Origin of the sequence: Pseudomonas sp. 58(2021) (genome assembly GCF_017491585.1) — a bacterium.
Taxonomy (GTDB): domain Bacteria; phylum Pseudomonadota; class Gammaproteobacteria; order Pseudomonadales; family Pseudomonadaceae; genus Aquipseudomonas; species Aquipseudomonas fluorescens_BT.
This window is the reverse complement of record NZ_JAFGYZ010000015.1, coordinates 97,875-123,287: the sequence shown is the minus strand read 5'-3', so window position 1 is coordinate 123,287 and position 25,413 is coordinate 97,875. Positions and strand designations below refer to the sequence as shown.

General features: G+C 61.7%; 24 protein-coding genes. 11 read left to right on the top strand and 13 right to left on the bottom strand.

Translation table 11 applies throughout. The features are described 5' to 3' along the window. Window positions 1-4: 4 nt before the first annotated feature. The 5 genes from J5M72_RS18735 to J5M72_RS18715 all read left to right on the top strand — a co-directional run bounded on the left by J5M72_RS18735 (window position 5) and on the right by J5M72_RS18715 (window position 6,069). Window positions 5-1,765 (top strand): ATP-binding protein, encoded by a 1,761-nt coding sequence (locus tag J5M72_RS18735; protein WP_169431660.1) that lies wholly within the window; start codon window positions 5-7, stop codon window positions 1,763-1,765. Continuing rightward, the gene (locus tag J5M72_RS18730) at window positions 1,765-3,096 is read left to right on the top strand and encodes a sigma-54 dependent transcriptional regulator (RefSeq protein ID WP_207866751.1); all 1,332 of its coding nucleotides are present in this window, start codon (window positions 1,765-1,767) and stop codon (window positions 3,094-3,096) included. Before J5M72_RS18735 ends, J5M72_RS18730 begins: the two co-directional genes overlap by 1 nt. Window positions 3,097-3,417: 321 nt before the next feature. Beyond that, window positions 3,418-4,737, top strand: coding sequence for an MFS transporter (locus J5M72_RS18725; RefSeq protein WP_169431662.1), 1,320 nt, complete (start codon window positions 3,418-3,420; stop codon window positions 4,735-4,737). 302 nt (window positions 4,738-5,039) lie between these two features. Next, window positions 5,040-5,315, top strand: a complete 276-nt coding sequence (locus J5M72_RS18720) for a hypothetical protein (protein ID WP_074688408.1) — start codon at window positions 5,040-5,042, stop codon at window positions 5,313-5,315. A 124-nt stretch (window positions 5,316-5,439) separates the two neighbouring features. Further along, window positions 5,440-6,069: a flavin reductase family protein gene (locus tag J5M72_RS18715; RefSeq protein WP_169431663.1), complete on the top strand. Its 630-nt coding sequence runs from the start codon at window positions 5,440-5,442 to the stop codon at window positions 6,067-6,069. A 6-nt stretch (window positions 6,070-6,075) separates the two neighbouring features. On the opposite strand, the gene J5M72_RS18710 is transcribed toward J5M72_RS18715, so the two are convergent. Both J5M72_RS18710 and J5M72_RS18705 read right to left on the bottom strand, forming a co-directional pair. Continuing rightward, window positions 6,076-6,318 carry a hypothetical protein gene (locus J5M72_RS18710; protein WP_096818378.1) on the bottom strand — a complete coding sequence of 81 codons (243 nt, stop codon included), beginning with the start codon at window positions 6,316-6,318 and terminating at the stop codon, window positions 6,076-6,078. A gap of 43 nt (window positions 6,319-6,361) precedes the next feature. Further along, window positions 6,362-6,715, bottom strand: coding sequence for an antibiotic biosynthesis monooxygenase family protein (locus J5M72_RS18705; protein ID WP_119427821.1), 354 nt, complete (start codon window positions 6,713-6,715; stop codon window positions 6,362-6,364). 336 nt (window positions 6,716-7,051) lie between these two features. Here J5M72_RS18705 and J5M72_RS18700 point away from each other — a divergent pair, with 336 nt between their 5' ends. After that, complete coding sequence (locus tag J5M72_RS18700; RefSeq protein ID WP_207866750.1) at window positions 7,052-7,981, top strand: AraC family transcriptional regulator; 930 nt, start codon at window positions 7,052-7,054, stop codon at window positions 7,979-7,981. Between the two features lie 111 nt (window positions 7,982-8,092). On the opposite strand, the gene J5M72_RS18695 is transcribed toward J5M72_RS18700, so the two are convergent. From J5M72_RS18695 to J5M72_RS18670, 6 genes are all read right to left on the bottom strand, one after another. Next, complete coding sequence (locus tag J5M72_RS18695; protein ID WP_207866749.1) at window positions 8,093-9,148, bottom strand: ABC transporter ATP-binding protein; 1,056 nt, start codon at window positions 9,146-9,148, stop codon at window positions 8,093-8,095. 17 nt (window positions 9,149-9,165) lie between these two features. Beyond that, window positions 9,166-10,014: an ABC transporter permease gene (locus tag J5M72_RS18690; RefSeq protein ID WP_064599073.1), complete on the bottom strand. Its 849-nt coding sequence runs from the start codon at window positions 10,012-10,014 to the stop codon at window positions 9,166-9,168. Beyond that, window positions 10,011-10,919 carry an ABC transporter permease gene (locus J5M72_RS18685; RefSeq protein ID WP_207866748.1) on the bottom strand — a complete coding sequence of 303 codons (909 nt, stop codon included), beginning with the start codon at window positions 10,917-10,919 and terminating at the stop codon, window positions 10,011-10,013. The genes J5M72_RS18690 and J5M72_RS18685 overlap by 4 nt, the downstream gene beginning before the upstream one ends. Window positions 10,920-11,091: 172 nt before the next feature. Continuing rightward, entirely contained in the window at window positions 11,092-12,195 is a 1,104-nt protein-coding gene (locus J5M72_RS18680) for an ABC transporter substrate-binding protein (RefSeq protein WP_207866747.1), read from the bottom strand. A 216-nt stretch (window positions 12,196-12,411) separates the two neighbouring features. After that, window positions 12,412-13,860: an aldehyde dehydrogenase family protein gene (locus tag J5M72_RS18675; RefSeq protein ID WP_169431666.1), complete on the bottom strand. Its 1,449-nt coding sequence runs from the start codon at window positions 13,858-13,860 to the stop codon at window positions 12,412-12,414. After that, complete coding sequence (locus J5M72_RS18670; protein ID WP_207866746.1) at window positions 13,860-15,497, bottom strand: 5-guanidino-2-oxopentanoate decarboxylase; 1,638 nt, start codon at window positions 15,495-15,497, stop codon at window positions 13,860-13,862. The genes J5M72_RS18675 and J5M72_RS18670 overlap by 1 nt, the downstream gene beginning before the upstream one ends. Window positions 15,498-15,636: 139 nt before the next feature. Between J5M72_RS18670 and J5M72_RS18665 the strand changes: the two genes are divergently transcribed. Continuing rightward, window positions 15,637-16,515, top strand: a complete 879-nt coding sequence (locus J5M72_RS18665) for a LysR substrate-binding domain-containing protein (RefSeq protein ID WP_207866745.1) — start codon at window positions 15,637-15,639, stop codon at window positions 16,513-16,515. 228 nt (window positions 16,516-16,743) lie between these two features. Here the strand turns inward: J5M72_RS18665 and J5M72_RS18660 are convergent, their stop codons facing one another. Both J5M72_RS18660 and J5M72_RS18655 read right to left on the bottom strand, forming a co-directional pair. Further along, window positions 16,744-17,358 (bottom strand): NAD(P)-dependent oxidoreductase, encoded by a 615-nt coding sequence (locus tag J5M72_RS18660; RefSeq protein WP_207866744.1) that lies wholly within the window; start codon window positions 17,356-17,358, stop codon window positions 16,744-16,746. 46 nt (window positions 17,359-17,404) lie between these two features. Then, window positions 17,405-18,283, bottom strand: coding sequence for an MBL fold metallo-hydrolase (locus tag J5M72_RS18655; protein WP_207866743.1), 879 nt, complete (start codon window positions 18,281-18,283; stop codon window positions 17,405-17,407). A gap of 115 nt (window positions 18,284-18,398) precedes the next feature. Here J5M72_RS18655 and J5M72_RS18650 point away from each other — a divergent pair, with 115 nt between their 5' ends. Next, complete coding sequence (locus J5M72_RS18650; protein WP_207866742.1) at window positions 18,399-19,304, top strand: LysR family transcriptional regulator; 906 nt, start codon at window positions 18,399-18,401, stop codon at window positions 19,302-19,304. Window positions 19,305-19,390: 86 nt separating this feature from the next. Next, the gene (locus J5M72_RS18645; RefSeq protein WP_007953274.1) at window positions 19,391-19,567 is read left to right on the top strand and encodes a hypothetical protein; all 177 of its coding nucleotides are present in this window, start codon (window positions 19,391-19,393) and stop codon (window positions 19,565-19,567) included. Window positions 19,568-19,575: 8 nt separating this feature from the next. Here the strand turns inward: J5M72_RS18645 and J5M72_RS18640 are convergent, their stop codons facing one another. Next, window positions 19,576-20,472: a helix-turn-helix domain-containing protein gene (locus J5M72_RS18640; protein WP_169431671.1), complete on the bottom strand. Its 897-nt coding sequence runs from the start codon at window positions 20,470-20,472 to the stop codon at window positions 19,576-19,578. Between the two features lie 180 nt (window positions 20,473-20,652). Here J5M72_RS18640 and pobA point away from each other — a divergent pair, with 180 nt between their 5' ends. Beyond that, window positions 20,653-21,846 (top strand): 4-hydroxybenzoate 3-monooxygenase, encoded by a 1,194-nt coding sequence (pobA, locus tag J5M72_RS18635; RefSeq protein ID WP_207866741.1) that lies wholly within the window; start codon window positions 20,653-20,655, stop codon window positions 21,844-21,846. A gap of 79 nt (window positions 21,847-21,925) precedes the next feature. Then, complete coding sequence (locus J5M72_RS18630; RefSeq protein ID WP_207866740.1) at window positions 21,926-23,443, top strand: MDR family MFS transporter; 1,518 nt, start codon at window positions 21,926-21,928, stop codon at window positions 23,441-23,443. Between the two features lie 118 nt (window positions 23,444-23,561). Here the strand turns inward: J5M72_RS18630 and J5M72_RS18625 are convergent, their stop codons facing one another. Together J5M72_RS18625 and J5M72_RS18620 are read right to left on the bottom strand one after the other, a co-directional pair. Next, entirely contained in the window at window positions 23,562-24,407 is an 846-nt protein-coding gene (locus tag J5M72_RS18625; protein ID WP_207866739.1) for a cache domain-containing protein, read from the bottom strand. A 132-nt stretch (window positions 24,408-24,539) separates the two neighbouring features. Then, a complete protein-coding gene (locus J5M72_RS18620) occupies window positions 24,540-25,397 on the bottom strand; it encodes an ATPase (RefSeq protein ID WP_207866738.1) in 858 nt (285 codons plus the stop codon). Window positions 25,398-25,413: the final 16 nt, after the last annotated feature.

Below are 25,413 nucleotides of genomic sequence, written 5' to 3'. Positions count from 1 at the left end.
CAGCATGCTGCCGACTTCCCGTACCTTGCGTCTGTCGTTGTATACCCTGCTGATCATCGCCGGCGCCGCCCTTGCTGCAACGCTGGCAATCCGTCACGCCGAACGCCAGGCGCTGGAAGAAGACGCTGCCCGGGCCAATCAGCAACTGGCGCTGTACGCCAACTCGCTGCACACCCTGATCGACCGCTACCGCGCCCTGCCCGCCGTGCTCGCGCTGGATCCGCAATTGCGTGCGGCGCTGGCCGGTCAGGTGGATGCCGAACAGCAGGCTGCGCTGAATCTGAAGCTGGAAAAGATCAACGGCGCCGCACAGTCCTCGACCCTGGAGCTGCTCGATCACACGGGTCTGGCGGTGGCGGCCAGCAACTGGCGCTTGCCCAGCAGTTACGTCGGCCACAACTATGGCTTTCGCCCCTACTTCAGCCAGACCCGCACTCAAGGCACCGGGCGCTTTTATGCGGTCGGCGTGACCAGCGGGATTCCCGGTTATTTCCTGTCCAGTGCCGTGCTCGGTGACAGCGGCGAGTTCCTCGGGGCGATGGTGGTCAAACTCGAATTCCCGGAGCTTGAACGCGAATGGAGCCATGGCAACGATACTCTGCTGGTCAGCGATGCCCGGGGCATCATCTTCATCGCCAACCAGCCGGACTGGCGCTATCGCCTGCTGCACCCGCTGAGCCCGGCCGATTACCGCGAGATCAAGGCCACCCGCCAATACGACAAACAGTCGCTGGTGCCGCTGACGCATCTGTCGCTGCGGCGCTTCGATGACAACAGTGATCTGCGTCGCGTCGAAGGTCCGCAAGGCACGGCGGATTACCTGTGGGAATCGCTGCCGCTGACCGCCGAAGGCTGGACCCTGCACCTGCTGCGTCGCCCGCAACTGTCCTTCGAAGACCAACGCAATGCCGGGCTCGCTGCTGCCGGGGTGTGGCTGGCGCTGGTATTCCTGTTGCTGTTCCTCAACCAGCGCTGGCGCCTGGCAAAAATGCGCCAGCGCAGCCGCGAAGAGCTTGAGCAACTGGTCGAAGAACGCACCCGTGATTTGCGTACCGCCCAGGATGGTCTGGTGCAATCGGCGAAACTCGCGGCACTGGGGCAGATGTCGGCGGCGCTGGCTCACGAAATCAATCAGCCGCTGACCGCCCAGCGCATGCAACTGGCGACCCTGCGCCTGCTGCTCGATCATGGGCGCGTCGATGACGCCTACAAGGCGCTCAAACCGGTGGATGACATGCTCACGCGCATGGCGGCCCTCACCGGTCATTTGAAAACCTTCGCCCGCAAGAGCCCCAGCGGCCTGCGCGAACGGCTGGACCTGGCGACGGTGGTCGATCAGGCCTTGCAGTTGCTGGACGCCAGAATGCGCGACGAACAGGTCAGTCTGGTGCTGCACCTGACCCGGCCGGCGTGGGTACGCGGCGATGCGATCCGTCTCGAACAGGTGCTGATCAACCTGCTGCGCAACGCCCTCGATGCGATGCAGGGCAAACCGTGCAAGCGTCTGGAAATCCGCCTGGAAACCGACGAGCAATTGTGGCGCCTGAGCGTCATCGACAACGGCGGCGGCATCGCCGAAGAACATCTGGGGCAGGTATTCGATCCGTTCTTCACCACTAAACCGGTGGGTGACGGGTTGGGTCTGGGGCTGGCGGTATCGTTCGCCATCGTTCATGAATCCGGCGGACGCCTGTGCGCCGAAAATGGCGACAACGGCGCGGTGTTCAGCCTGACTTTGCCGATCGATCTGGAGGCGCACATCTGATGCTCAATTCGGTGATGGTGGTCGATGACGAAAGCAGCATTCGCAGTGCCGTCGAACAATGGCTGAGCCTGTCCGGGTTCGAGGTGCAGCTGTTCAGCCGCGCCGAGGAATGCCTGGCGGCGTTGCCGGCGCATTTTGCCGGGGTGATTGTCAGCGACGTGCGCATGCCCGGCCTCAGCGGTCTTGAACTGCTGGCCGAAGTGCAGCGCCGGGATGCCGATCTGCCGGTGATCCTGCTCACCGGCCACGGCGATGTGCCGATGGCGGTCGAAGCCATGCGCGACGGCGCCTACGATTTTCTGGAAAAACCCTTCAGCCCCGATACCCTGCTCGGCAGCCTGCGCCGGGCACTGGACAAGCGTCGGCTGGTGCTGGAAAACCGCGCCCTGCACGAACAGGCCGACAACCGCGCCAGACTGGATGCGACGCTGCTGGGTGTGTCCCGTAGTTTGCAGACCCTGCGCCGGCAGGTACTGGACCTGGCGACGCTGCCGGTCAACGTGCTGATCCGTGGCGAAACCGGCAGCGGCAAGGAACTGGTCGCCCGTTGCCTGCACGACTTCGGCCCCCGCGCCGACAAGCCGTTCGTGGCGCTGAACTGCGCGGCGATCCCCGAGCAACTGTTCGAAGCCGAGTTGTTCGGGCATGAAAGCGGCGCGTTCACCGGCGCCTCGGGCAAACGCATCGGCAAACTGGAATACGCCGATGGCGGCACGCTGTTTCTCGATGAAATCGAAAGCATGCCGCTGGCCCAGCAGGTGAAACTGCTGCGGGTGTTGCAGGAGCAGAAGCTGGAGCGGCTGGGGTCGAACCAGAGTATTCGCGTGGACTTGCGCATCGTCGCGGCGACCAAACCCGACTTGCTGGATGAAGCGCGGGCCGGGCGTTTTCGCGAAGACCTGGCGTATCGGCTGAACGTCGCCGAGTTGCGATTGCCGCCGCTGCGGGATCGTCGGGAGGACATTCCGTTGTTGTTCGAGTCCTTCGCCCAGAGCGCCGCCCAGCGCTTGGGCCGCACTTTTCCGCCACTCAGTGGTGCGCAGTTGAGCCATCTGCTGAGTCATGACTGGCCGGGGAATGTGCGTGAGTTGGCAAACGTGGCCGAGCGTCAGGTGCTGGGGCTGGATGAACCGGTGCAGGGCATCGATCCGGGCCAGTCGCTGGCGGCGCAGCAGGAAGCGTTTGAAGCGCAGTGTCTGCGGGCGGCGTTGACCCGGCACAAGGGTGATGTGAAAGCCGTGCTTGAAGAGCTGCAACTGCCGCGCCGAACCTTTAATGAAAAGATGCAGCGCCATGGTTTGACCCGGGAGATGTTTGTGCAGGGTAGTTGATTTTTACAGTGCCTGATCGGGCCCCTTCGCGGGCAAGCCCGCTCCCACAGGGATTTTTGTGAACACAGAATTTGTGAACACTCCCGACCACTGTGGGAGCGGGCTTGCCCGCGAAGAGGCCGGCACAGACAACAATGACCTATCCGTCAGGGTGAGCGAATTTCCGCTCAATACAACTCATACATTAAGCGGATTTCCGCTCATCCATTCTTCCCAGCCCCTCTAAACCGGCCCTCCATCCGTTGGCACAGGTCCTGCTATAGCCCTCGCAGGCTGCGTTTCAACGCGCTCCACAAAAACAATTAAACGAAGGATCCTTCAATGGATAACTCCAACGCCCTGCCTCTGGGGTCGGCAGCCGTGCCGGCCAAAGAACGAACCACCGCCAGTCGCATCAAGTCGATCTTCAGCGGTTCCGTCGGCAACATGGTCGAGTGGTACGACTGGTACGTCTATGCCGCCTTCTCGCTGTACTTTGCCAAGACCTTCTTCCCCGCCGGTTCCACCACCGCCCAGTTGATGAACACCGCCGCGATCTTCGCCGTGGGTTTTCTGATGCGCCCGATCGGTGGCTGGCTGATGGGCCTGTACGCCGACAAGGTCGGACGTAAAAAAGCGCTGATGGCCTCGGTTTACCTGATGTGCTTCGGCTCCCTGCTGATCGCCCTCAGCCCGAACTACGAAACCATCGGCATCGGCGCGCCGATCCTGCTGGTGTTCGCCCGTCTGCTGCAAGGCCTGTCGGTGGGCGGCGAGTACGGCACCTCCGCCACTTACCTGTCGGAGATGGCAACCAGGGAGCGTCGCGGCTTCTTCTCCAGCTTCCAGTACGTGACCCTGATTTCCGGCCAGCTCATCGCGCTGGGCGTGTTGATCGTGCTGCAGAACATGCTGACCACCGAACAGCTGTATGCCTGGGGCTGGCGTATTCCGTTCGCCATCGGCGCACTGTGCGCAATCGTGGCGCTGTACCTGCGTCGTGGCATGGAAGAAACCGAGTCGTTCACCAAGAAAGAGAAGTCCAAGGAAAGCGCCATGCGCACCTTGCTCCGTCATCCGAAGGAACTGCTCACCGTGGTCGGCCTGACCATGGGCGGTACGCTGGCGTTCTACACCTACACCACCTACATGCAGAAATACCTGGTGAACACCGTCGGCATGAGCATCTCCGACTCCACCACCATTTCCGCCGCCACGCTGTTCCTGTTCATGTGCCTGCAACCGATCATCGGCGGCCTGTCCGACAAGATCGGTCGTCGTCCGATCCTGATCGCCTTCGGCGTGCTGGGGACGATCTTCACCGTGCCGATCCTGATGACCCTGCACACCATCCAGACCTGGTGGGGCGCGTTCTTCCTGATCATGGCGGCACTGATCATCGTCAGCGGCTACACCTCGATCAACGCCGTGGTGAAGGCCGAGCTGTTCCCGACCGAAATCCGCGCACTGGGCGTCGGCCTGCCGTACGCACTGACCGTGTCGATCTTCGGCGGCACCGCCGAATACATCGCGCTGTGGTTCAAGAGCATCGGCATGGAAACCGGTTACTACTGGTACGTGACCGCCTGCATCGCGGTGTCCCTGCTGGTGTACATCACCATGAAAGACACCCAGAAACATTCGCGCATCGTCACTGACTGATCCGGCAACGCGAATCAAAAAAGGGGCAGACCTTCACGGGTCTGCCCCTTTTTTCGTTGGCCGATCAGCGGTTCCTGGCGATTAATCGCTGGTTAATTCGCCGAAGCGATCCTGCACCTACCTGATCGATGACCTGCGCGACGCTCGCTCCGACGACGAAAGCGAATGGAATGCGTCGCCCTTAATATCAATTTAATCGATTGTTTTTAGCATTATCTTGCGCTTTTTAATCAATTTAATTGGCGTAGCATGAATCCCATGCGAAACACATCGCCAACCAATTTCGAATCTGGAGAACGACCATGAAAACCAAACTGATCCTCGCCCTGACCCTGTCCGTACTGGCCGCCAACACCTTTGCCGCCGACGGTTCGGACAAAACCAAATCCGCCGACTTCATTTCCGGCGCCAGCGCTGCCATCGAAACCAGCCACACCGGCACCTATGCTGCTGACGGTTTCGACAAGACCAACGTCGGCAAAGCCGTGGCTGCCGATGGTTTCGATAAAACCGGCACTGCCAACGCCATCGCCGCCGACGGCTTTGATAAAACCGGTACTGCTGCAGCCATCAGTTGATCGCTGGATACACACACCACAGCCCGGCTTCGGCCGGGCTTAGTCATGTCTGGAGGACTGGAAATCAGCCGCCCGTCCTTGCACTATGGCCGCTCTCTGACAGCCGTTTCCAGGAACACCCGCCATGCCCGATGACATCCATTTCTACGAACCGGCCAACGGCCACGGCCTGCCTCACGATCCGTTCAACGCCATCGTCGGCCCGCGTCCCATCGGCTGGATTTCTTCGCAGGATGCCGAGGGCCGGCTGAACCTGGCGCCCTACAGCTTTTTCAACGCGTTCAACTACATTCCGCCGATCATCGGGTTCTCCAGCGTCGGTCGCAAAGACAGCCTGAACAACATCGAGCAGACCGGCGAATTCGTCTGGAACCTCGCCACCCGACCGCTGGCCGAGCAGATGAACCAGAGCTGCGCGATGGTCGCGCCCGAGGTCAACGAGTTCGAACTCGCAGGGCTGACGCCGGTGGCGTCGAAAGTGATCGCCGTGCCGCGCGTGGCCGAAAGCCCGGTGTCCTTCGAGTGCAAGGTCACGCAGATCATTCAGTTGCAGCGCGCCGACGGCGAGACCGTGCCGAGCTGGCTGGTGCTGGGCGAAGTGGTCGCCGTGCATATCGCCAAATGGCTGTTGAAGGACGGGATCTACGACACCGCCGCGGCAGAACCGATTCTGCGGGGCGGCGGGCCGGCGGACTACTTCCAGCTGGGGCCGGAGGCATTGTTCAAGATGTGGCGCCCGGGCGCCGTCAAGTAAACGCGATTACCAGATCAGCTCGGCGTCATCAGTGACGCCCTTGAGCTTGTCCAGCTCGTTGATAGCCGCTTCATCGGCGGCAATGGCGCCAGGGAACACCTGGTCATTCAACAGCTTGTGAAAGCGTGGCGCACCACCGTCGACCAGGGCCTTGACCGCGATTGCCGCGTGATAACCCTTGTTGCTGCCCAACTCGACGGGGACTACAGCGGAAACCGCTTCGAAGTGTTCGAACTCTTTACGTGCCATGTCGCAGGTCCTGGCTCAGTCAAATAGGCTGGCCATTAAACCCTCAACCGGCGAGTTTGTGTATCGGCGCGCAACTTTGACCAAGCGCCTGCGCCGCCGACACGTCTTTAAACGTGTGGAAATCCAGGCTGTTGACCACCAGGTCCTGCACCAGCTCGGCAAAAACTTCCATCGACGGGCTGCTGAAATAGGCGGTCATCGACTGTTGGTTGCTCCAGAAACCGGAGACCAGCCACAGCTCGGGATCACACTGCGAATGCTGCAAGGAAAAGCTCAGGCAACCGGCGGCGGCACGAGACGGCTCGATCAATGCGCTCAGGCGCATGCCGAGTTCCGCCGAGCGGCCGGCGCGCGCTCGAACGAAGGCCATATGACTGACGGGAATCTGCTTGGACATGTTCAACCCTCCCAGGGAGTCGCGTGGCAGCCGGGGACGGGCTGCGACAGGATCCAAGGTTAAGGGCCGGGCAGCGCTCGCCGTTAGTCGATTCCTGCCGTCGCATTGCACAATCCTGCGAGACTGTCTTGCACACCTGTAACCAGTCGTGAATTGCTGTCACCGTCCTGTCACACCGGTTTCGGGCAATTCTGACGACCTGCGTCCTGCTATGGCTGGGCGAGCCAACAACCCAATGCAGGATCAGGCAAGCATTTCGCAGGATGTGTCTACCGCTTGCGCTTGCACAAACTTATGCTCTGCCCCATTCCACCGACTTTGCCGAGGATGCCGCACATGACGTCATTCGATCGTTTTCAAACGCCGCCCGATGCCGACATGGAAAAGCAGCGCGAGGAACTGGCGGCGATCATTCGCCGCAACACCTGCGAAGATGGCAGTTATGCCACCGCCATCGGCTCGCTGTTCATGTCGCGCCACACAAAATCCCATGACTTCGCCCCGGTGCTCGCGCAACCGGCGCTGTGCATCATGGCCCAGGGTCGCAAAGAGGTACGGCTGGCGGACGAATTCTTCAATTACGACCCGCTGAATTACCTGGTGGTATCGGTTTCGATGCCATTGAGCGGTCGGGTGGTGAACGTCTCGCCGGAGGAACCGATCCTCGCCGTGCGCCTGGACATTGATCCGGCGGAAATCACCGCGCTGATCGCCGACGCCGGCCCGATGGGCGTACCGACCCGGCCGACCGGGCGTGGTCTGTATGTGGAGAAAATCGACAGCGCCATGCTCGATGCGGTGCTGCGTCTGGCCCGCCTGCTCGACGCACCGAAAGACATCGCCATGCTCGCGCCACTGATCCGCCGGGAGATTCTCTATCGCCTGTTGCGCAGTCCGCAGGGCCATCGGCTGTACGAAATCGCCATCGCCAACAGCCAGAGCCACCGCATCAGCCAGGCGATCAAATGGCTCAACGGCAACTTCGAACAGCCGCTGCGCATCGATGATCTGGCGAAGGAAGTGAACCTCAGCGTCTCGACGTTGCATCACCGCTTCAAGGCGATGACGGCGATGAGTCCGTTGCAGTATCAGAAGCAACTGCGTCTGCAAGAGGCGCGGCGGTTGATGCTGGCTGAGGGGCTGGAGGCTTCTGCGGCCGGGTATCGGGTGGGGTATGAAAGCCCTTCGCAGTTCAGCCGCGAGTACAGCCGGTTGTTTGGGGCGCCGCCGCTAAGGGATCTGGCGCGGTTGCGGCTGACCGTCTGACCCGTTTTTTTTTGCGGCCACTGGCCCCATCGCGAGCAGGCTCGCTCCCACATCGGATCGGCGTACTACTGAACCTGTGGGAGCGAGCCTGCTCGCGATGGGGCCTTTGATTCAAGCGCCGAGCACCCGACACGCCTCACTCGGCAACGTCACCGACACCAGATGCCCGATCCCCAGCCCGATGCCCTGACACGGCGTACTCAGCGCCGTAAAGGTCACCCCGGAACATTCCACCGTAGTCTCGATCGTCGCACCGATATCCCGAACGAACGTCACCTTGCCCAGCAGACGATTGCCCGCCGTAGCCTGGGGCGCCGACAGTTGAAGGTCTTCGGGGCGGATCAGCATCTTCACTTTCTGCCCGACCACGATGCTGCTGCAGATCGGCACTTGCAGGGCATCGCCGCCCGGCAGCACGACCTTGCCATCGCCCAGTGCGGTGGCCGGGAAGATGTTGCCGGAGCCGATAAAATCCGCGACGAATTCGTTGGCCGGGTGCCGATAGATTTCAATCGGCGTACCCACCTGCTGCACCCGATGCTCACCGAGGACCACCACGATGTCGGCCATGGTCATGGCTTCGCGTTGATCGTGGGTCACCATGATCGTGGTGATGTTCAGGCGTTGTTGCAGCTGGCGGATTTCCACCTGCATCGACTCGCGCAACTTGGCGTCCAGCGCCGACAGCGGTTCGTCGAGCAGAAGGATTTTCGGATGCGATGCAATCGCCCGGGCAATCGCCACGCGCTGACGCTGGCCACCGGAGAGTTTCGCTACCGGACGGTCGATCATCGGTTGCAGCTGGATCAGTTCCAGCAATTCCACCACCCGCGCCTGTTGATCGGCCTTGCTCACGCCGCGCAATTTCAATGGATAGGCGATGTTCTCGCCCACGGTCATGTGCGGAAACAGCGCCAGCGACTGGAACACCATGCCGAAGTTGCGCAGGTGCGCCGGGGTGTGGCCGATGTCCTCGCCGTCCAGGCGGATCTCGCCGCCGGTGAGGGTTTCCAGCCCGGCGATCATTCGCAGCAACGTGGTCTTGCCGCAACCCGACGGGCCGAGGAAGCACACCAGTTTGCCCTCGGGCAAATGCAGGTTGACGTCTTTTACCGCGCAGGCCGAGCCGTAGTGTTTCTCGACGTTTTCCAGAATCAGACCAGACATAAAATCACCTCAAGAAATCAAAAGGACACGCCACCCTCGCCCACCAGCTTCTCCAGCGCCCAGATCAGGACGAAGTCGATCAGCACGATCAGCACGGCAAACGAGAACACGGTAGGGTCGAGCGATGACACGGTGCGGCTGTACATCCAGATCGGCACGGTCATGACGTCGATGGTGTAGAGAAAATAGGTCACGGTGAATTCGTTGAACGAGACGATGAACGCCAGCAGCATCCCCGCCAGAATCCCCGATTTCATCAACGGCACCACCACGTCGACGATGGCCCGTAGCGGCGAGGCGCCGAGCATCTGCGCGGCCTCTTCGACTTCACTGCCGATGGAAAGCATGGCCGCCGTGCAGTTCTTCACCACGAAGGGCAGCGCGAGAATCACGTGGGCAATGACCAGCCGCGAAGTCGTCATGTGGAACGGCAGGCTGTCGAACACCAGCAGCAAAGCCAGCCCCAGCACCACCATCGGAAACACCAGCGGCAGCGACATCAGTTGCAGCGCCACACCCTTGCCACGGAACTCGCAACGGGTCAGCGCGTAGGCCGCCGGCACCGCGATCAGCGTGGCGAAAATCATCGTCAGGCACGCCACCAGCAAACTGGTGCCCATGGCCTGGCCGAGGCTCAACACATCGCTGGCGTCCGGCGAGACAAAGGTGTGCCACGCCGCCTTGTACCACTGCAGGCTGTAGCTGCTCGGCGGGAAGTCGAGGTTCGACGCACCGCTGAACGACATCACGATCATGGTCAGGATCGGCAACACGGCCAGGAACAAAATGATCCCGGAGAGGATGCCGGCAAACTTGCCGGTGTCGCCCGGCAGCAGCGACTGACGCTTCTTGATCAGGGCACTCATTGCGAAGCCTCCAGCAGACGGCGACGGCGGCCGGTGATGTATTCGGACAAGGTCATGATGGCGAGCGTAGTGACGATCAGCACCACCCCGGCGGCGGATGCGGCGGGCCAGTTCATCAGCGGTGCGATCTGGTCATGCACCATCACTGCGAGCATCGGCACGCGCCGACCGCCGAGCAACAACGGCACCACGAAGCTGCTGGCGTTGTAGGCGAACACCAGGGTCGCGCCGGTGATGATCCCCGGCAGGCTCATCGGCAACACCACCTGGCGGAACACTTGAAAGCGACTGGCGCCCAGCGTCGCGGCGGCTTCTTCGTAGCTGCGGGCGACACCGCGCATGGCGCTGGCAATCGGCAGCACGGCCAGCGGGAACGCGGTCTGCACCAGGCCCATCAGCACGCCGTTCTGGTTGTACAGCAACATGATCGGGCGCTTGATCAGACCGAGGCCCATCAGGGTCTGGTTGAGCATGCCGCCGGGGCCGAGGATCACCAGCCAGCCGTAGCTTTGCAGCAGCAGGTTGACCAGCAGCGGCAATAACACCGCCGCCAGAAAAATCCGCCGCACGAATGGCGAGGTCAGGCGCGACATGGTGTACGCCACCGGGATCGCCAGCACCACCGCGATCACCGCGCTGATCAGCGCCAGACGCAAGGTCAGCAGCAACGATTTGAGGTAGTAGGGTTCGAGCAACTGGGCGTAACTGGCCAGGCTGAAACCGGACCATTCCGCGCCCTTGGTGCCGACACTCATGCGCAGCACGAGCAGGCTGGCGGCAATCAGCACGCCGAGAAACAGCATCGACGGCGTGAGAAAAAACCACGCCCGGGCGGTCGGCGAAACACCGCGCGCCGAGCGCACGTCACCCGCGCCGACCGGTTGGGTCAGGGATTGATGTTCCATAGCAATGATCTCGTCAATGGAAAAACAACGGCTTCAAGCTCACCTTGGCCCTCTGTGGGAGCGAGCCTGCTCGCGAAAGCGGCGGGTCAGTCAACCCATGAAGCGACTGACAGATTGCATTCGCGAGCAAGCCCGCTCCCACAAGGTTTCTGTGGTGTCTGGAAGTACGGCGTCAGGAAGAAAAGATTTCCGTGTAGCGACGAATCCACTGGTCATGCACGGTCGCCAGGAAGGCGTTGTCGTGCATGATCGCCTTCTCCGAGATCTGCTCCGGGGTGAGGATGAACGGGCTCTTGCGCGCTTCGGCGGAGATGATCGCCTTGGCGTTGACCGGGCCGTTGAAGATGTCTTCGGCCATCTTGCCCTGCACCAGCGGGTCGAGGGAGTGGTCGATGAAGGCGTAGGCCAGGTCAGTGTCGCCCGGACGGTTCTTCGGCATCACCGAGAGCATCAGGTCGGTGTAGAAACCTTCCTTCATGCCGAACGTGGCGCCCAGGCCGTAGTTCGGGTCGCGGATCTGCTTGGGGAAAAACGCCGGGGCGTAGAGGCCGCCCATGTCCAGGGAACCGGTGCGGAACAGCTCGGCGATCTGGTTCGGGTTTTCGCCCAGGGTCACCACGCGGTCTTTCAGTTCGGCGAGTTTCTTGAAGCCCGGCTCGATGTTGTGCTCGTCACCACCGGCCAGTTTGGCGGCGATGATGATCAGGTCCATCGCCTCGGTCCAGTTCGGCGGCGGCAGGAAAATGTTCGGCGCAAGGTCAGCATCCCACAGCGCAGCGTAACTGTCCGGCGCTTCCTTCTGGGTGCGGGTGCTGTAGACCAGACTGTTGCACCACAGCAGGTAACCGATGCCGTGACCGTTGGCCCCGGTGCGGTATTTTTCCGGGACGTCGATCAGGTTGGGAATGCGGTTGAGATCGGGTTTTTCCAGCAGCCCGGCAGCGGCCAGACCTTCGGCGCCAACGCCGGCCAGGGTGATGATGTCGTACTGCGGACGGTCACCGCCGGCCTTGAGTTTGGCGACCATTTCCGAAGTGCTGCCGGTGCGGTCGGCAATCACTTTGGCGCCAGTCTTGGCTTCGAACGTTGCGGCGATATTGCGCAGTGCGGCGAGGCCCGTGTCATCGGACCAGGTCAACAGGCGCAGGGTCTTGCCGGCAAAGCGGGTGTCGCTGGCACTGGCCCGGATGAAGGGCATGCTCATGGCCGCCGCAGCCACCGAGGCCACGCCGACGGTTTTGATGAATTGACGCCTGTTCAGATCGTGCTCGCCCATTTAGGACTCCCATTTTTTTGTAAGTATGAGACTGATCGCAACCCTTGCATCTGCGTGACCGGAATTGCTCAAGCGCCCGGTTTCAAAGGGCTTGAGCGTGGTCTGCGGGTTCATCCTGAGGTCGTGCAAAACACCTGACTATCGATAAAAACTCATTGAAGCCATGACGCCGGCGCATGCCTCGTTGCGAGGCATGCGCTCACCTTTTTCGGGCATTCAGAGCGCGCGGATCACGTGCTTGATTTCCTGGAACGCCGCCAGGCCCCACGGCCCCAACTCGCGGCCGATGCTGCTCTGCTTGTAGCCGCCCCACGCCGTCTGCGGGAAGATCACCTGCGGCGCGTTGAGCCACACCAGCCCCGCCTGCAAGGCGTTGGCGACCCGATCCGCGGTCTCGGCATTACGCGTGACCACGCTGGCCACCAGACCGAACTGACTGTCGTTGGCCAGGGCAATCGCCTCGGCTTGCGTAGCGAAACTGCGAACGCAGATCACCGGCCCGAAGATCTCTTCACACCACAGCGCACTGTCGAGGGGCACTTCGGTGAAGATCGTCGGTTGCAAGAAATAGCCGCGCGGCAGATCTGCAGGACGATTGCCGCCACAGATCAACTTGGCACCGGCGCTCAATCCACGGTCGATATGACCGAGCACGCGTTGGTATTGCGCCTGATTGACCAGCGCGCCCATCTCGACTTCCGGATCGAACGGGTCGGCCACACGAATTTTTTCCGCGCGGGCCTTCAGACGAATCAGGAATTCATCGGCGATTTCATCGGCAACCAGCACTCGGCTGGTGGCCGAGCACATCTGCCCGGCGTTGAAGAAACCGCCACCGCAGGCCAGCTCCACCGCCAGATCCAGGTCGGCGTCTTCCAGGATCAGCAGCGAGGATTTACCGCCCAGTTCCAGACTCACGCCCTTCACGGTTTCAGCGGCGCGTTGCATCACTTGCACACCGACGGCGTTGCTGCCGGTGAAGGAAACCTTGGCGATGCGCGGATCCGCCGACAGCGGCGCACCGACCGCCAGACCGGTGCCGCACACCAGGTTGAACACGCCTTTTGGCAGACCGGATTCAGCGATGATGGCCGCCAGCTCCAGTTCCGGCAGCGGCGTGACTTCCGACGGTTTGAGTACCACGCAGCAACCGGCGGCCAAGGCCGGGGCGAGTTTCCACGCGGTGGTGACCATCGGGAAATTCCACGGCACGATCAGCCCGACCACACCGCACGGCTCGCGGCGCAGACGTGCGCTGAAGTCATCGCTGGGCAGCGGCACGTTGCTGTCGAGTCTGGCGTCGAGGCCTTCGGCGAGTTCGGCGTAGTACTCGAACGTGGCGATCACGTCGTCGACATCGATGCCCGCTTCAAACTGCGGTTTGCCGTTGTTGCTCGACTGCAACTTCATCAAGTGATCACGACCGTTGCGCACGCCGTTGGCGATGTTGCGCAGGATCGCGCCGCGCTCGGCACCGGTGGTTTTCGACCAGCCCTTGAAGGCTTCGGTCGCTGCCGTTACCGCTTGATTGACGGCGCTTTCGTCGCCGCCATTGACCGTGGTCAGCAGCGCTTCGGTGGCCGGGTTGATGACGCGCAGGTGTTCTCGACCGGCGGACCATTGGCCGTTGATGTACAGGCCGTCGAGTGTGGTCGGGAAATTCATCATTGGGCCACCGCCTTCATCCATTGGGTCTGGTCGATTTCGATCAGGGTCGGGCCCTGACGATCGGTGGCGGCGCGCAGTGCGCCGCGCAGATGTTCGGCCGAGCTGATCGCTTCTGCTGCACAACCCAGGGCCTTGGCCACACCGATGAAGTCCGGGGTGTAGATGTCCACGCCCACCGGCTCGATGGCGCGGTTGACCATGTATTTCTTGATCTCTTCGTAACCCTGGTTATTCCACAGCAGGATGATCACCGGCGTGCGCGCTTCCACAGCACTGGCCAGTTCCGGCAGGGTGAATTGCAGACCGCCGTCGCCGATCAGGCACACCACCGGCGCACGAGCGCCGCGTTCGAGGTTGCCGCCAAGCCATGCGCCAATCGCCGCCGGCAGGGCGTAACCGAGGGTGCCGAAACCGGTGGACGAGTTGAACCAGCGGCGCGGACGCTCCGTGTTGAAGGTCAGGTTGCCGGTGTACACCGGTTGCGTGGAGTCACCGACGAACACCGCGTTCGGCAATTCATGCAGCACGGTTTCGAGGAAACGGGTCTGGGCCAGGGTCGGCGCGTCCCAGGTTGCGGCCAGGTCTTCACGCAGACGCGCGGCGCGTACCTGACCCCAATCGTTGCGGCGCTCGGCCAGCGGTTTGTGCGACAGCGCGCTGAGCAGCGCTTGTGCGGCGTTGCGCGAGTCGGCCACCAGCGCCACGTAAGGCGGGTAGTTGCGCACGGTCTGGTCGGGATCGATATCGACGCGCAGCAACTTGCCGGGGATTTCGAAGCCGCCGGCGAAGGTCACGTCGTAGTCGGTTTCCGCCAGTTCAGTGCCGATCGCCAGCACCACGTCGGCATCGGCCACCAGGGCGCGGGTCGCCACCAGGCTCTGGGTCGAACCGATCAGCAGTGGATGGCTGGACGGCAGCATGCCTTTGGCGTTGATGGTCAGAGCCACTGGTGCATCGAGCAACTCAGCCAGTTCGGTGAGTTCGGCAGCCGCGTCGATGGCGCCGCCACCGGCGAGGATCAGCGGACGCTGGGCGCCGGCCAGCAGTTCAGTCATGCGGCTCACGGCGGCCGGCGCGGCACCGGCGCGGTCGATGTAGACCGGCACGCTGGCCAGCAGTTCGTCGGCTTCTTCGACCAGCACGTCCAGCGGAATTTCGATGTGCACCGGACGCGGACGCCCGGCCTGGAACAGCGCAAACGCACGGGCCAATACGCCCGGCAATTCGGACGCCGACATCAGGGTGTGGGAGAACGCCGCCACGCCGCCGACCAGTGCGCTCTGGTTCGGCAGTTCATGCAGCTTGCCGCGTCCGCCGCCCAACTGATTGCGAGTCTGTACGCTGGAGATCACCAGCATCGGGATCGAATCGGCGTACGCCTGGCCCATGGCGGTGGTGATGTTGGTCATGCCCGGGCCGGTGATGATGAAGCACACACCCGGTTTGCCGCTGGTACGGGCGTAGCCGTCGGCCATGAAGCCGGCGCCCTGTTCGTGGCGCGGGGTGACGTGGTTGATGCTCGAACGGGCCAGCCCGCGATACAGCTCCACGGTATGCACCCCGGGAATGCCGAACACCTGCTCGACCCCATAATCTTCGAGTAACTTGACCAGTACTTCGCCACACGTCGCCATGTCTTTGCCCTTCTTGTTCGTTGAGGCACCGGGCTTGAAAGGAACCGGTGATTGGCCTCATTGAAACGGGCGACCCGTAGCCGCAACAATCGATAAAAGCTCATACTAGCCATGTCCTCACGTCATACCTTGGATCCACATGAAACGACTGCCTCCCCTGCCCGCCCTGCACACGTTTCTGATCACCGCGCAGTGCTGCAACTTCACCCGGGCCGCCGAGCAGTTGCACATCACCCAGGGTGCGGTGAGCCGGCAGATCGCCGGGCTTGAGGAACATCTGGGTTATGAGCTGTTCATTCGCCTGGCCCGGGGCCTGGAGCTGACGGCCGAAGGGCGTGAATGGCTGCCACGGGTGCAGCAGGTGTTCAGCCTGATCGGCGACTCGGTGGAGCAGATCGGCGCCAAACGCGAGACCCTGCAACTCAAGGCGCCGAGCTGCGTGATGCGCTGGCTGTTGCCGCGCCTGCTGCAATGGCAGCGCGAGCGCCCGGACGTGCCGGTGAAACTCACGGCGTCGCTGCAACACGGGGTGGACTTTCATCGCGAGCAATTCGATGCGGCGGTGATCTACGGCACCGCGCCCCACGATTCGCCTGCGACCCTGCATCTGTTCGATGAACAACTGACGCCGGTCTGCTCGCCGACACTGCTCAACGGTGGGCCGGCCCTGCACACACCGGCAGATCTGCAACAGCATCTGCTGCTGCACCCGACCCACACGGATGACGACTGGACACTCTGGCTCGAAGCCGCCGAACTGCACTTGAACAACATCGCCAGCGGTCAGCATTTCGAGACCCTGGATCAGGCGATGTCGATGGCGTCCCACGGGACGGGGGTGGCGATCGGCGACTGGTCACTGATCGGCGACGACTTGAACGCCGGGCGACTGGTGATGCCGTTCGATCTGAAGGTGAAGACGGGATTGGGCTATTACATCGTCGCGCCGGCGTCGGAGCCGTCGGCGAAATTGCAGGAGCTGATGGGGTGGTTGGTGGAGCAGGCTCATACGCGGTGAGGCCCCCCCCTCACCCCAGCCCTCTCCCGGAGGGAGAGGGAGCCGATCGTGGGATACTCGAAAATTACGCCGACCTGAACGTGCTGTACCGAATCCATAATCGACTCGAACTTTCAGGTCGATGAATCACGTCAGACAACTCGGTCGGCTCCCTCTCCCTCCGGGAGAGGGCTGGGGTGAGGGTCAATTTTCGGATCAGACACAAACCCCGAAAACCACCCAAAACCCTCAATAACCGACAGTAAACCGCTGACGCGAATGCTTCGGCGTTTCCACTTCGTCGATCAGCGCAATCGCGTAGTCGGCAAACGTAATCGAGCTCTGACCTTCAGCACTCACCAGCAAGTCATCCTTGCCAACGCGGAATTTGCCGGTGCGCTCGCCTTCGAAGAACAGCGCCGACGGCGACAGGAACGTCCAGTCCAGTTCTTTTTCCTGACGCAGCGCATCAAGGAACGCCGCACCGGCGCTGGCCTCAGCCTTGTACTCGGCCGGGAAACCGGCGCTGTCGATCACGCGAGTGCCGTCCGGCAGCAACAACGAACCGGCCCCGCCGACCACCAGCAGACGTTTCACCCCGGCCTGTTTCACCGGGCCGATCAGCGCGCTGGCCGGCACCGTGGCGAAATGCGCGGCGCTGATCACCACATCGTGACCGGCGATTGCCGCTTGCAGCGCCGCGGCGTCCAGCACGTCGACATTCTTGCTGGCCACACCGGCACGGGCGCCGATCTTCGAGGTATCCCGAGCGATGGCGGTGACGCTGTGGCCGCGGCGCAGGGCTTCTTCCAGCAATTGGCTGCCGGCACGGCCGGTGGCACCAATGATTGCGATCTTGCTCATGACATTCTCCAGTTGGCTTGAGAGTGCTGCGTTTTTCAGAATCGGGTTACCACTTCATCTCGCCCTTGGCGACTTTGGCGCTCAGCTCCAGCGAGCTTTCTTCGCCCAGTGTCGGGTAGCGTTTTTTCATCGCGGCGATCAGCGCGGCAGAGTCCTTGGCCTTGGCGGCTTCCTCGTCGAACGCCTTGATGTAGTCGGCGGTGAATTTCACGGCCGCCAGCGAACGGGCGCTGTCACCCAGGTAGTGACCCGGCACCACGGTTTTCGGTTTCAGGGTTTCGATCGAGTGCAGGGTTTGCAGCCAGTCGGCGTGGGATTGTGCAGTCTGGGTATCGGCCATCCACACATGGATGTTCTCGGCGACGACGACACCGCCAACCACGGCTTTCAACGATGGAATCCACACGAAGCTGCGATCCGGTTGCTTGCCTTCCAGGCCGACCACCTGCAGTTTCTGCCCTTCGAGCATCAGGCTGTCGCCCTTGAGCACGCCCGGCACGATGGTTTTGGCCGGCACGTCGGCGCCCATTTTCGGGCCCCAGAACGCGAGTTTGCCGTCGACGGTTTGCTTGATGTGATCAACGGTTGGCTGCGAGGCCAGCACCTTGGCATTCGGGAAGGCTTTGGTCAGGGTGTCGAGACCGAAGTAGTAATCCGGATCACCGTGGCTGATGTAGATGGTGGTCAGTTGCTTGCCGCTGGCGCGGATCTTTTCCACCACTTGCTCGGCCTGGGATTTGCCGAACTGGGCGTCCACCAGAATCGCGTCCTTCTCACCGCTGACCAGCACCGAGGTCACCGGGAAGATCGCGTGGGTGCCCGGGTTGTAGACATCGAGGTTCAGGTTCGCGGCCGCTGCGTGGGCAGCAAAGCCGAGGGTGGCGGTGGCCAGTAAAACGCGCTTGAGGGTGGTGAAGCCGATCATGGGTTGCTCCGCTGTTCGAATGCCGTGCTTGGCGATGGGGACAGAGCTTAGTTGCCAGACTCGTTACAAAAAATGCGATGCTTGAACATAGTTTGTTTCTGAAAGCGGGCAAATCATGGATCGTCTCCAAGCAATGCGGGTGTTTGTCACAGTAGTGGATCTGGGCAGCCAGTCGGCGGCGGCCGATCACCTGGACCTGTCACGGCCGGTGGTGTCGCGGTATCTGGCGGAACTGGAAGACTGGGTCGGCGCACGCCTGATGCACCGCACCACGCGCAAGTTGAGCCTGACCGCCGCCGGCAACGAAATCCTGCCGCGCTGCCGGCAGATGCTCGAACTGTCGGGCGACATGCAGGCCGCCGTCAGCGAGCCCGACGACGCGCCACGGGGGTTGCTGCGGATCAGCGTCAGCACCTCGTTCGGCCAGGCGCAACTGGCCGATGCCATGGCGGCGTTCGTCAAGCACTACCCGGGCGTCAACATCGACCTGCAAATGCTCGATCGCACGGTGAATCTGGTGGACGAGCGCATCGACCTGGCGATCCGTACCAGCAACGACCTCGACCCCAACCTGATCGCCCGGCGCCTGACGGTCTGCCGATCGGTGGTCTGTGCCGCGCCCGCCTATCTGCAGGCACATCCACAACCGCAGCGCGTAGAAGATCTGAGCCGGCACAACTGCCTGACCCACTCCTACTTCGGCAAGAGCCTGTGGCATTTCGAAGAGGATGGCGAACCGGTGTCGGTGCCGGTGCAGGGCAATATCAGCGCCAACGAGGCCAGCACTCTGCTGCGTGCCACACTGGCCGGCGCCGGGGTGGCGATGCTGCCCACCTATCAGGCCGGGGTGCATATTCACAGCGGCGAACTAATTCGCCTGCTGCCTCACGCCGAGCCGCGGCAGATGAACATCTACGCCGTGTATGCCTCGCGCAAGCACATGCCGGCGGCGCTGCGCTGCATGCTGGATTTTCTGGTGCAGCGTTTTCCCGAAAACCCGCAATGGGATATCGGGCTGTAATCCCGTGCATAGAGCCGCTGGCAACTCCACGGCGCTGACCTATGCTGAAAGTAGTACCCAAGGGTATTCGTTCAGAGGTCAACGCCATGAACACCAGAACAAGAAGATACCTCGCGATTTTCATCACCTGCGCGGCCACGCTGGCGCTGTACGGCACCGCGGCATGGCGCGTGGAGCAGTTGCGGCAACTGCCCCGTGAGTACGCGAGCTGCAACTTCGAGCGCTGCATCCCTCACAACGCCACCCTCAACGCCCTGCGCTGATACCAGGTTCAGGCGTCGTCGTTCTGCTCGGCCTTCAAGCGGTCGCGGAACGCCTTTGGCGAGATTCCCACCCGGCGCCGGAACAGGCGCGTGAAGTTGGTCGGATCGGAAAAACCCAACACCTCGGACATCTCGTAAATGGTCATGCCGGTGTAAGTCAGCAGCCGCTTGGCTTCCAGCAACTGGCGTTCGTGCATGATCTGCAACGCCGGCTGCCCCGCCAGTTCGCGGCAGGTGCCGTTGAGGTGCGAGACGGAAATTCCCAGGCGATGAGCCAGGTCCTCAACCTTGACGTGCTGTCGGTACGTCTCCTCTACCAGTTGGATAAAGCCATTGAGGTATTCGCGCTGACGGTGTGGGCGCTGCTTGGCGTTGTGACGGTGGATCGCCTGACGGCTGACCCAGACCATGATCACGCTCACCAGCGAATGCATGAGCATTTCCCGCGCCGGTTGATGGCCGTTGTACTCGGCCTGCAACGCAGCAAACAGACTGTTGAGGTAGTCCGCATCCTTGCCCGCCGGGTAGCTTTCGGCCTGGGCCAGGGCCTGCACCGCGTTGCCCAGTTGCGCCTGCAAGTGGTTGATCAATGGCGTGGCCAGGGTGACGACAAATCCCTCGACGTCCTCGGAAAAACGGAATCCATGCACCGATAACGGCGGCAGGATCTGGATCGCGGCTTCGTTCAGTTGCGTGCGTTGGCCTTCGATTTCAAGCTCTGCCTGACCTTTGAATACGAAGAGCAACTGGCACAAATCGGCGTGGCGGTGGGGTTTGATTTCCCATTGGTGTTCGCGGCTGCGTTTGGAAATGGTTTCACAGTGCAGCAAGTCAGGGGTCGGCCAGTCCAGGCTTTCACCGTAGAGCTTGAACACCGGAATCGAAGGCAGGTCAGGCTTGTTCATCACTTCAATCCAGGCCTCTCGAGGTTTGCGGGCGATAATCGCACCGATTGGCAGAATGTACAGGTATCGGCTCAGTTTTCACCTTCAATTGACAGACCCGCAAGGGAAAAATGCAAGCACTCGAATCCTGAAAATCATTCACCGGCCGCTGTCGCGTGAAGCTTGCGAGTCATAAAAACAATGAAAACGCTGAAAACCCAAGTCGCCATCATTGGCGCCGGTCCGTCCGGATTGTTGCTCGGCCAACTGTTGCACAATGCCGGCATCGACACCCTAATTATCGAGCGCCAGACCCCTGACTATGTGCTCGGCCGAATTCGCGCCGGCGTCCTTGAACAGGGCATGGTAGAGCTGTTGCGCGAGGCTGGCGTGGGCCAGCGGATGGACGCTGAAGGGCTGGTGCACGGTGGTTTCGAACTGGCCCTCGACGGGCGTCGGGTGCACATCGATCTGCAGGCGCTGACCGGTGGAAAAACCGTGATGGTCTATGGCCAGACCGAGGTTACCCGCGACCTGATGGCCGCTCGTCGGGAGACCGGCGGACAGACAATCTACGAAGCCAGCCATGTCGTTCCCTGTGGCATGAAAAGCGACGAAGCCTATGTCACGTTTGAAAAGGACGGCGAAACCTGGCGCGTCGATTGCGATTACATCGCCGGTTGCGACGGTTTCCACGGCGTGGCGCGTCAGTCGATTCCGGCGGACTGCCTGAAGGTGTTCGAACGGGTTTATCCGTTCGGCTGGCTGGGGATCCTCGCCGATACGCCACCGATTCACGATGAACTGGTCTACGCCCGCCACGAGCGCGGCTTCGCCCTGTGCAGCATGCGTTCGGCGACCCGCACCCGCTATTACCTGCAAGTGCCGGCCGAGGAAAACGTCGACGACTGGTCGGATCAGCGATTCTGGGATGAACTGCGCAAACGTCTGCCGGAGGATCTGGCACAGAAACTGGTGACTGGCCCGTCGATTGAAAAGAGCATCGCGCCGCTGCGCAGTTTTGTGGTCGAGCCGATGCAGTACGGGCGGATGTTTCTGGTGGGCGACGCGGCGCATATCGTGCCGCCGACCGGGGCCAAGGGTTTGAACCTGGCTGCCAGCGACGTCAGCACGTTGTTCAGGATTCTGCTGAAGGTCTACCGCGAAGGTCGCACTGAGTTACTGGAGAAGTACTCGGAAATCTGCCTGCGTCGGGTGTGGAAAGCCGAGCGATTCTCCTGGTGGATGACCTCGATGCTGCACCGTTTCGACGAGCACGACGATTTCAGTCAGCGCATCAGCGCCTCGGAACTGGACTACTTTGTCAGTTCAGAAGCGGGACAAAAAACCATTGCAGAAAATTACGTCGGGCTTCCTTATGAGGCTATCGAATAGCCTGCTACCGACTTACACTGGCGAGCATCCACCCGCTCGCCTTGCCCCTGCGGGTCAATCACTGCCCGCAGGTTCGCCCGTGACCAATCTCAACCATCCCGAAACGCCCAAACCGGCCATTCGCAGCGTGCTGGTCGCGCTGATGATGGCGATTTTTCTCGGCGCGCTGGACCAGACCATCGTCGCCGTATCCATGCCGGCCATCTCCGCACAGTTCAAGGACGTCAGCCTGCTGGCCTGGGTGATTTCCGGCTACATGGTGGCGATGACCGTGGCGGTGCCGATCTACGGCAAACTCGGTGACCTGTACGGGCGGCGCAAATTGATGCTGTTCGGCATGGGCCTGTTCACCCTCGCTTCGCTGTTCTGCGGCATGGCCCAAAGCATGGAACAACTGGTGCTGGCGCGGATTTTCCAGGGCATCGGTGCCGGCGGGATGATTTCGGTGAGCCAGGCAATCATCGGCGACATAGTCCCGCCCCGGGAACGCGGACGCTATCAGGGTTACTTCAGCAGCATGTACGCGGTGGCCAGTGTTGCCGGCCCGGTACTGGGCGGCTACATGACCGAATATCTTTCGTGGCGCTGGGTGTTCCTGATCAACCTGCCGCTGGGCCTCGGCGCGTACTGGGTGGCCCGACGCAATCTGGTCGGCCTGCCGATTCCCCAGCGCAAACCGGTCATCGATTACCTCGGCACGCTGCTGATGATCATCGGCCTGACCGCGCTGTTGCTGGCGATCACTCAGGTGGGCCAGGGCCATGCGTGGCGCAGCAGCGAAGTGCTCGGGCTGTTCGCTTGTGCGGTGGCGGTGCTGGCGGTGTTCGTCTGGCATGAGCGGCGAGCCCGCGAGCCATTGCTGCCGATGCATCTGTTCACCAATCGCAGCGCTCTGCTGTGCTGGTGCACGATTTTCTTCTGCAGCTTCCAGGCGATTTCGTTGATTGTGTTGATGCCGTTGCGCTTCCAGAGCGTAACCGGTGCCGGCGCCGACAGCGCCGCGTTGCACTTGCTGCCGCTGGCAATGGGCCTGCCGATCGGCGCGTACTTCGCCGGACGTCGCACATCGATCACCGGGCGCTACAAACCGCAGATTCTCACCGGTGCGCTGCTGATGCCGATCTCGATCCTCGGCATGGCCTTCAGCCCACCCGACGCGACGCTGATCAGCAGCCTGTTCATGTTGCTCAGCGGTATCGCCGGCGGCATGCAGTTTCCGACTTCGCTGGTCGGCACGCAGAACTCGGTGGAGCAAAAGGACATCGGCGTCGCCACCAGCACCACCAACCTGTTCCGCTCCCTGGGCGGCGCGGTGGGCGTGGCGTTGATGTCGGCGCTGCTGCTGGCGTTGTTGCAGGACTCCAGTTTCGCTCACCTGACCGGCGCATCGCTGATCGGCGAAGGTCATTCCGGCAACGTGCTGCTCGATGGCCTGAACGCGGCGCCCGGCGATGCGCAGAATGCCTTGCGTGCCGAGTTGCTGGTGACGTTCCGGCATTTGCTGATGGTCAGCGCCGGGGTCTCGCTGCTCGGGCTGGCGGCGGCGATTGCCATGCCGAACCGTTTGCTGCGGGGCCGTGAGCACGGCGCAAAATAATCGCAACAATCCAGTCCATGTGGGAACGAGCCTGCTCGCGATGCGGTGTGTCATTCAACAATGACATCGACTGACATGTCCTCTTCGCGAGCAGGCTCGCTCCCACAGGGATGAGCGTTCAAGCGCTGTAATAACCGACCGCCACCAGCAGATTTCCGACCTTCTTCAGGTAGGCATGTTTGTCCTCGACCTTGCCGGTCACCGGGTTCTTCCAGCGATATTCGTACTCGCCCTCATCCTGCTTGCCGATCAACGCCAGAATCGGCTCGCCCACCGGTTTGCCTTCCGGGTCATCGACCTTGGCGAAATCGGTGTTGATCAACCGCAGGTTGGTGCCATGGGCGACGTAACGCCGGGTGTTCAAATCCACAACGAACACATACAGGTCATCCTGCAGATACCCCCCCTTCAGCGAGTTGATCGCGGACAGTGTGCCCTTCTCGTCCCTGATCAGATCGGTGGCGGCTTTGTCGAGCAAGGCCTTCGCCTGCTCTGCCGACGCACGCGGCAAGTAATAACCGACCGCCAGAATTCGCTGACCGATGCGTTGATAGTAAACGTGCTTGCGCTCGACCTTGCCGTCGGCCCAGTTCTGCCAGCGGTATTCGGCCTGCTGGATGCCGTTGCCTTCCGGCACTTTCAAGGCGTCCTTGAAGGACTTCTGCAAGTCCGGCCCGAGGACTTCGCTCACGTCGCGACCGATCAATGCCGACGACGGCCCTCCGCTGGCGAGCATCACGCCCTTGGTATCGACCACGAACACGTAGCGATCCTTGTCGACGAACTCGCCCTGTCGGCTGAACGCCGCGAACGCCTTGTCGCCGTTGTCGTGATAGTAGGCCAGTGCCTTTTCCAGCAAAGCGATGGCAGCCTTGCTGTCGTCCTTTTCCGTAGCCCCATTGGCCTGGCCGAAACTCAACAGCAGCACCGCACCGAGCCAGGCCAGTTTTTGCACAAACCCCATGACGTATCCCTCGTTCTTGTTGATGTTTCAAGAGCGTAGACGGCCTGAAGGCAGGTATGGATATTCAGAAAGGTTCTGAATGTTGCGAGGGGGTTGCGGCGAGGGAATACGCTCCCTCGCCGCAGAGGTGGCTCAAGGCCGGGCGTTGAGTTGCTGTTGCAGGTTCTGGATCTGCGCCTGCAGAGTGTTGATGTTGCGGGTCATCTGCCCGCGGAACGCATCGAACTCGGCCGTGTTGGTGCCGCCCTGGGAAGCAGCCGGGCGGTTTTCCTGCTCACTTTTGAGCACAACGATTTCCTGCTCCAGACGCTCGATGGCGGCGTTGGAACTGCCTTGTTTCTTCAGCGCCGTGATGTCCGCCCCCAGACTCTTGAACTGCGCATCGAAGCCCTTGAGTTGCGCGTCGACCTTGCTGGTGTCGGCCGGTGTGCTTTTCAACGTCGCCAACTCTGCACTCAGGGCTTTGACCTGAGCCTGCAACTGGGTATTGGCGTTTTGCTGCTCGGTGGCCTGGGCGGTCATCTGCGCCAGGCGCTTGTCCAGATCCGTCGCCTGTCCGGCCACACCCTGTTGCTGCCTGCTCTGATCCTGAAGCGCGTTTTGCAGCTGTTTGATCTGCAGTTTCAGGGCTTCACTGTCGGTGTTGACGTTGGTCTGGCTGGCCACGACCTTGCCGGAAATGTCCTGCAGTCGCCCCGCCGCTTCTTCACTGATCCGCGCGAAACTTTCCTGGGTCGCCACCAGTTGCTGCTCCATCAGCGAGATCTGCTGGAAACTCCACCAGGCCAGGCCGATGAAGGCAAAGAACAGGGCGCCGACCAGCGCCCACAATGGCCCGGTGCTCGCAGACTTGACCTTGACCACCGGCGGCGTGCGCGAGTGTACGGACGTACGGGCAGTGGTGGGAAAATCATCGTCATCGAGGGTGTCGGCACGCAGACTGGGTACATCATCGAAATCGTCGTCGTGGGCATCGTTACGCATGGACATTGAGGCAACCTTTGTG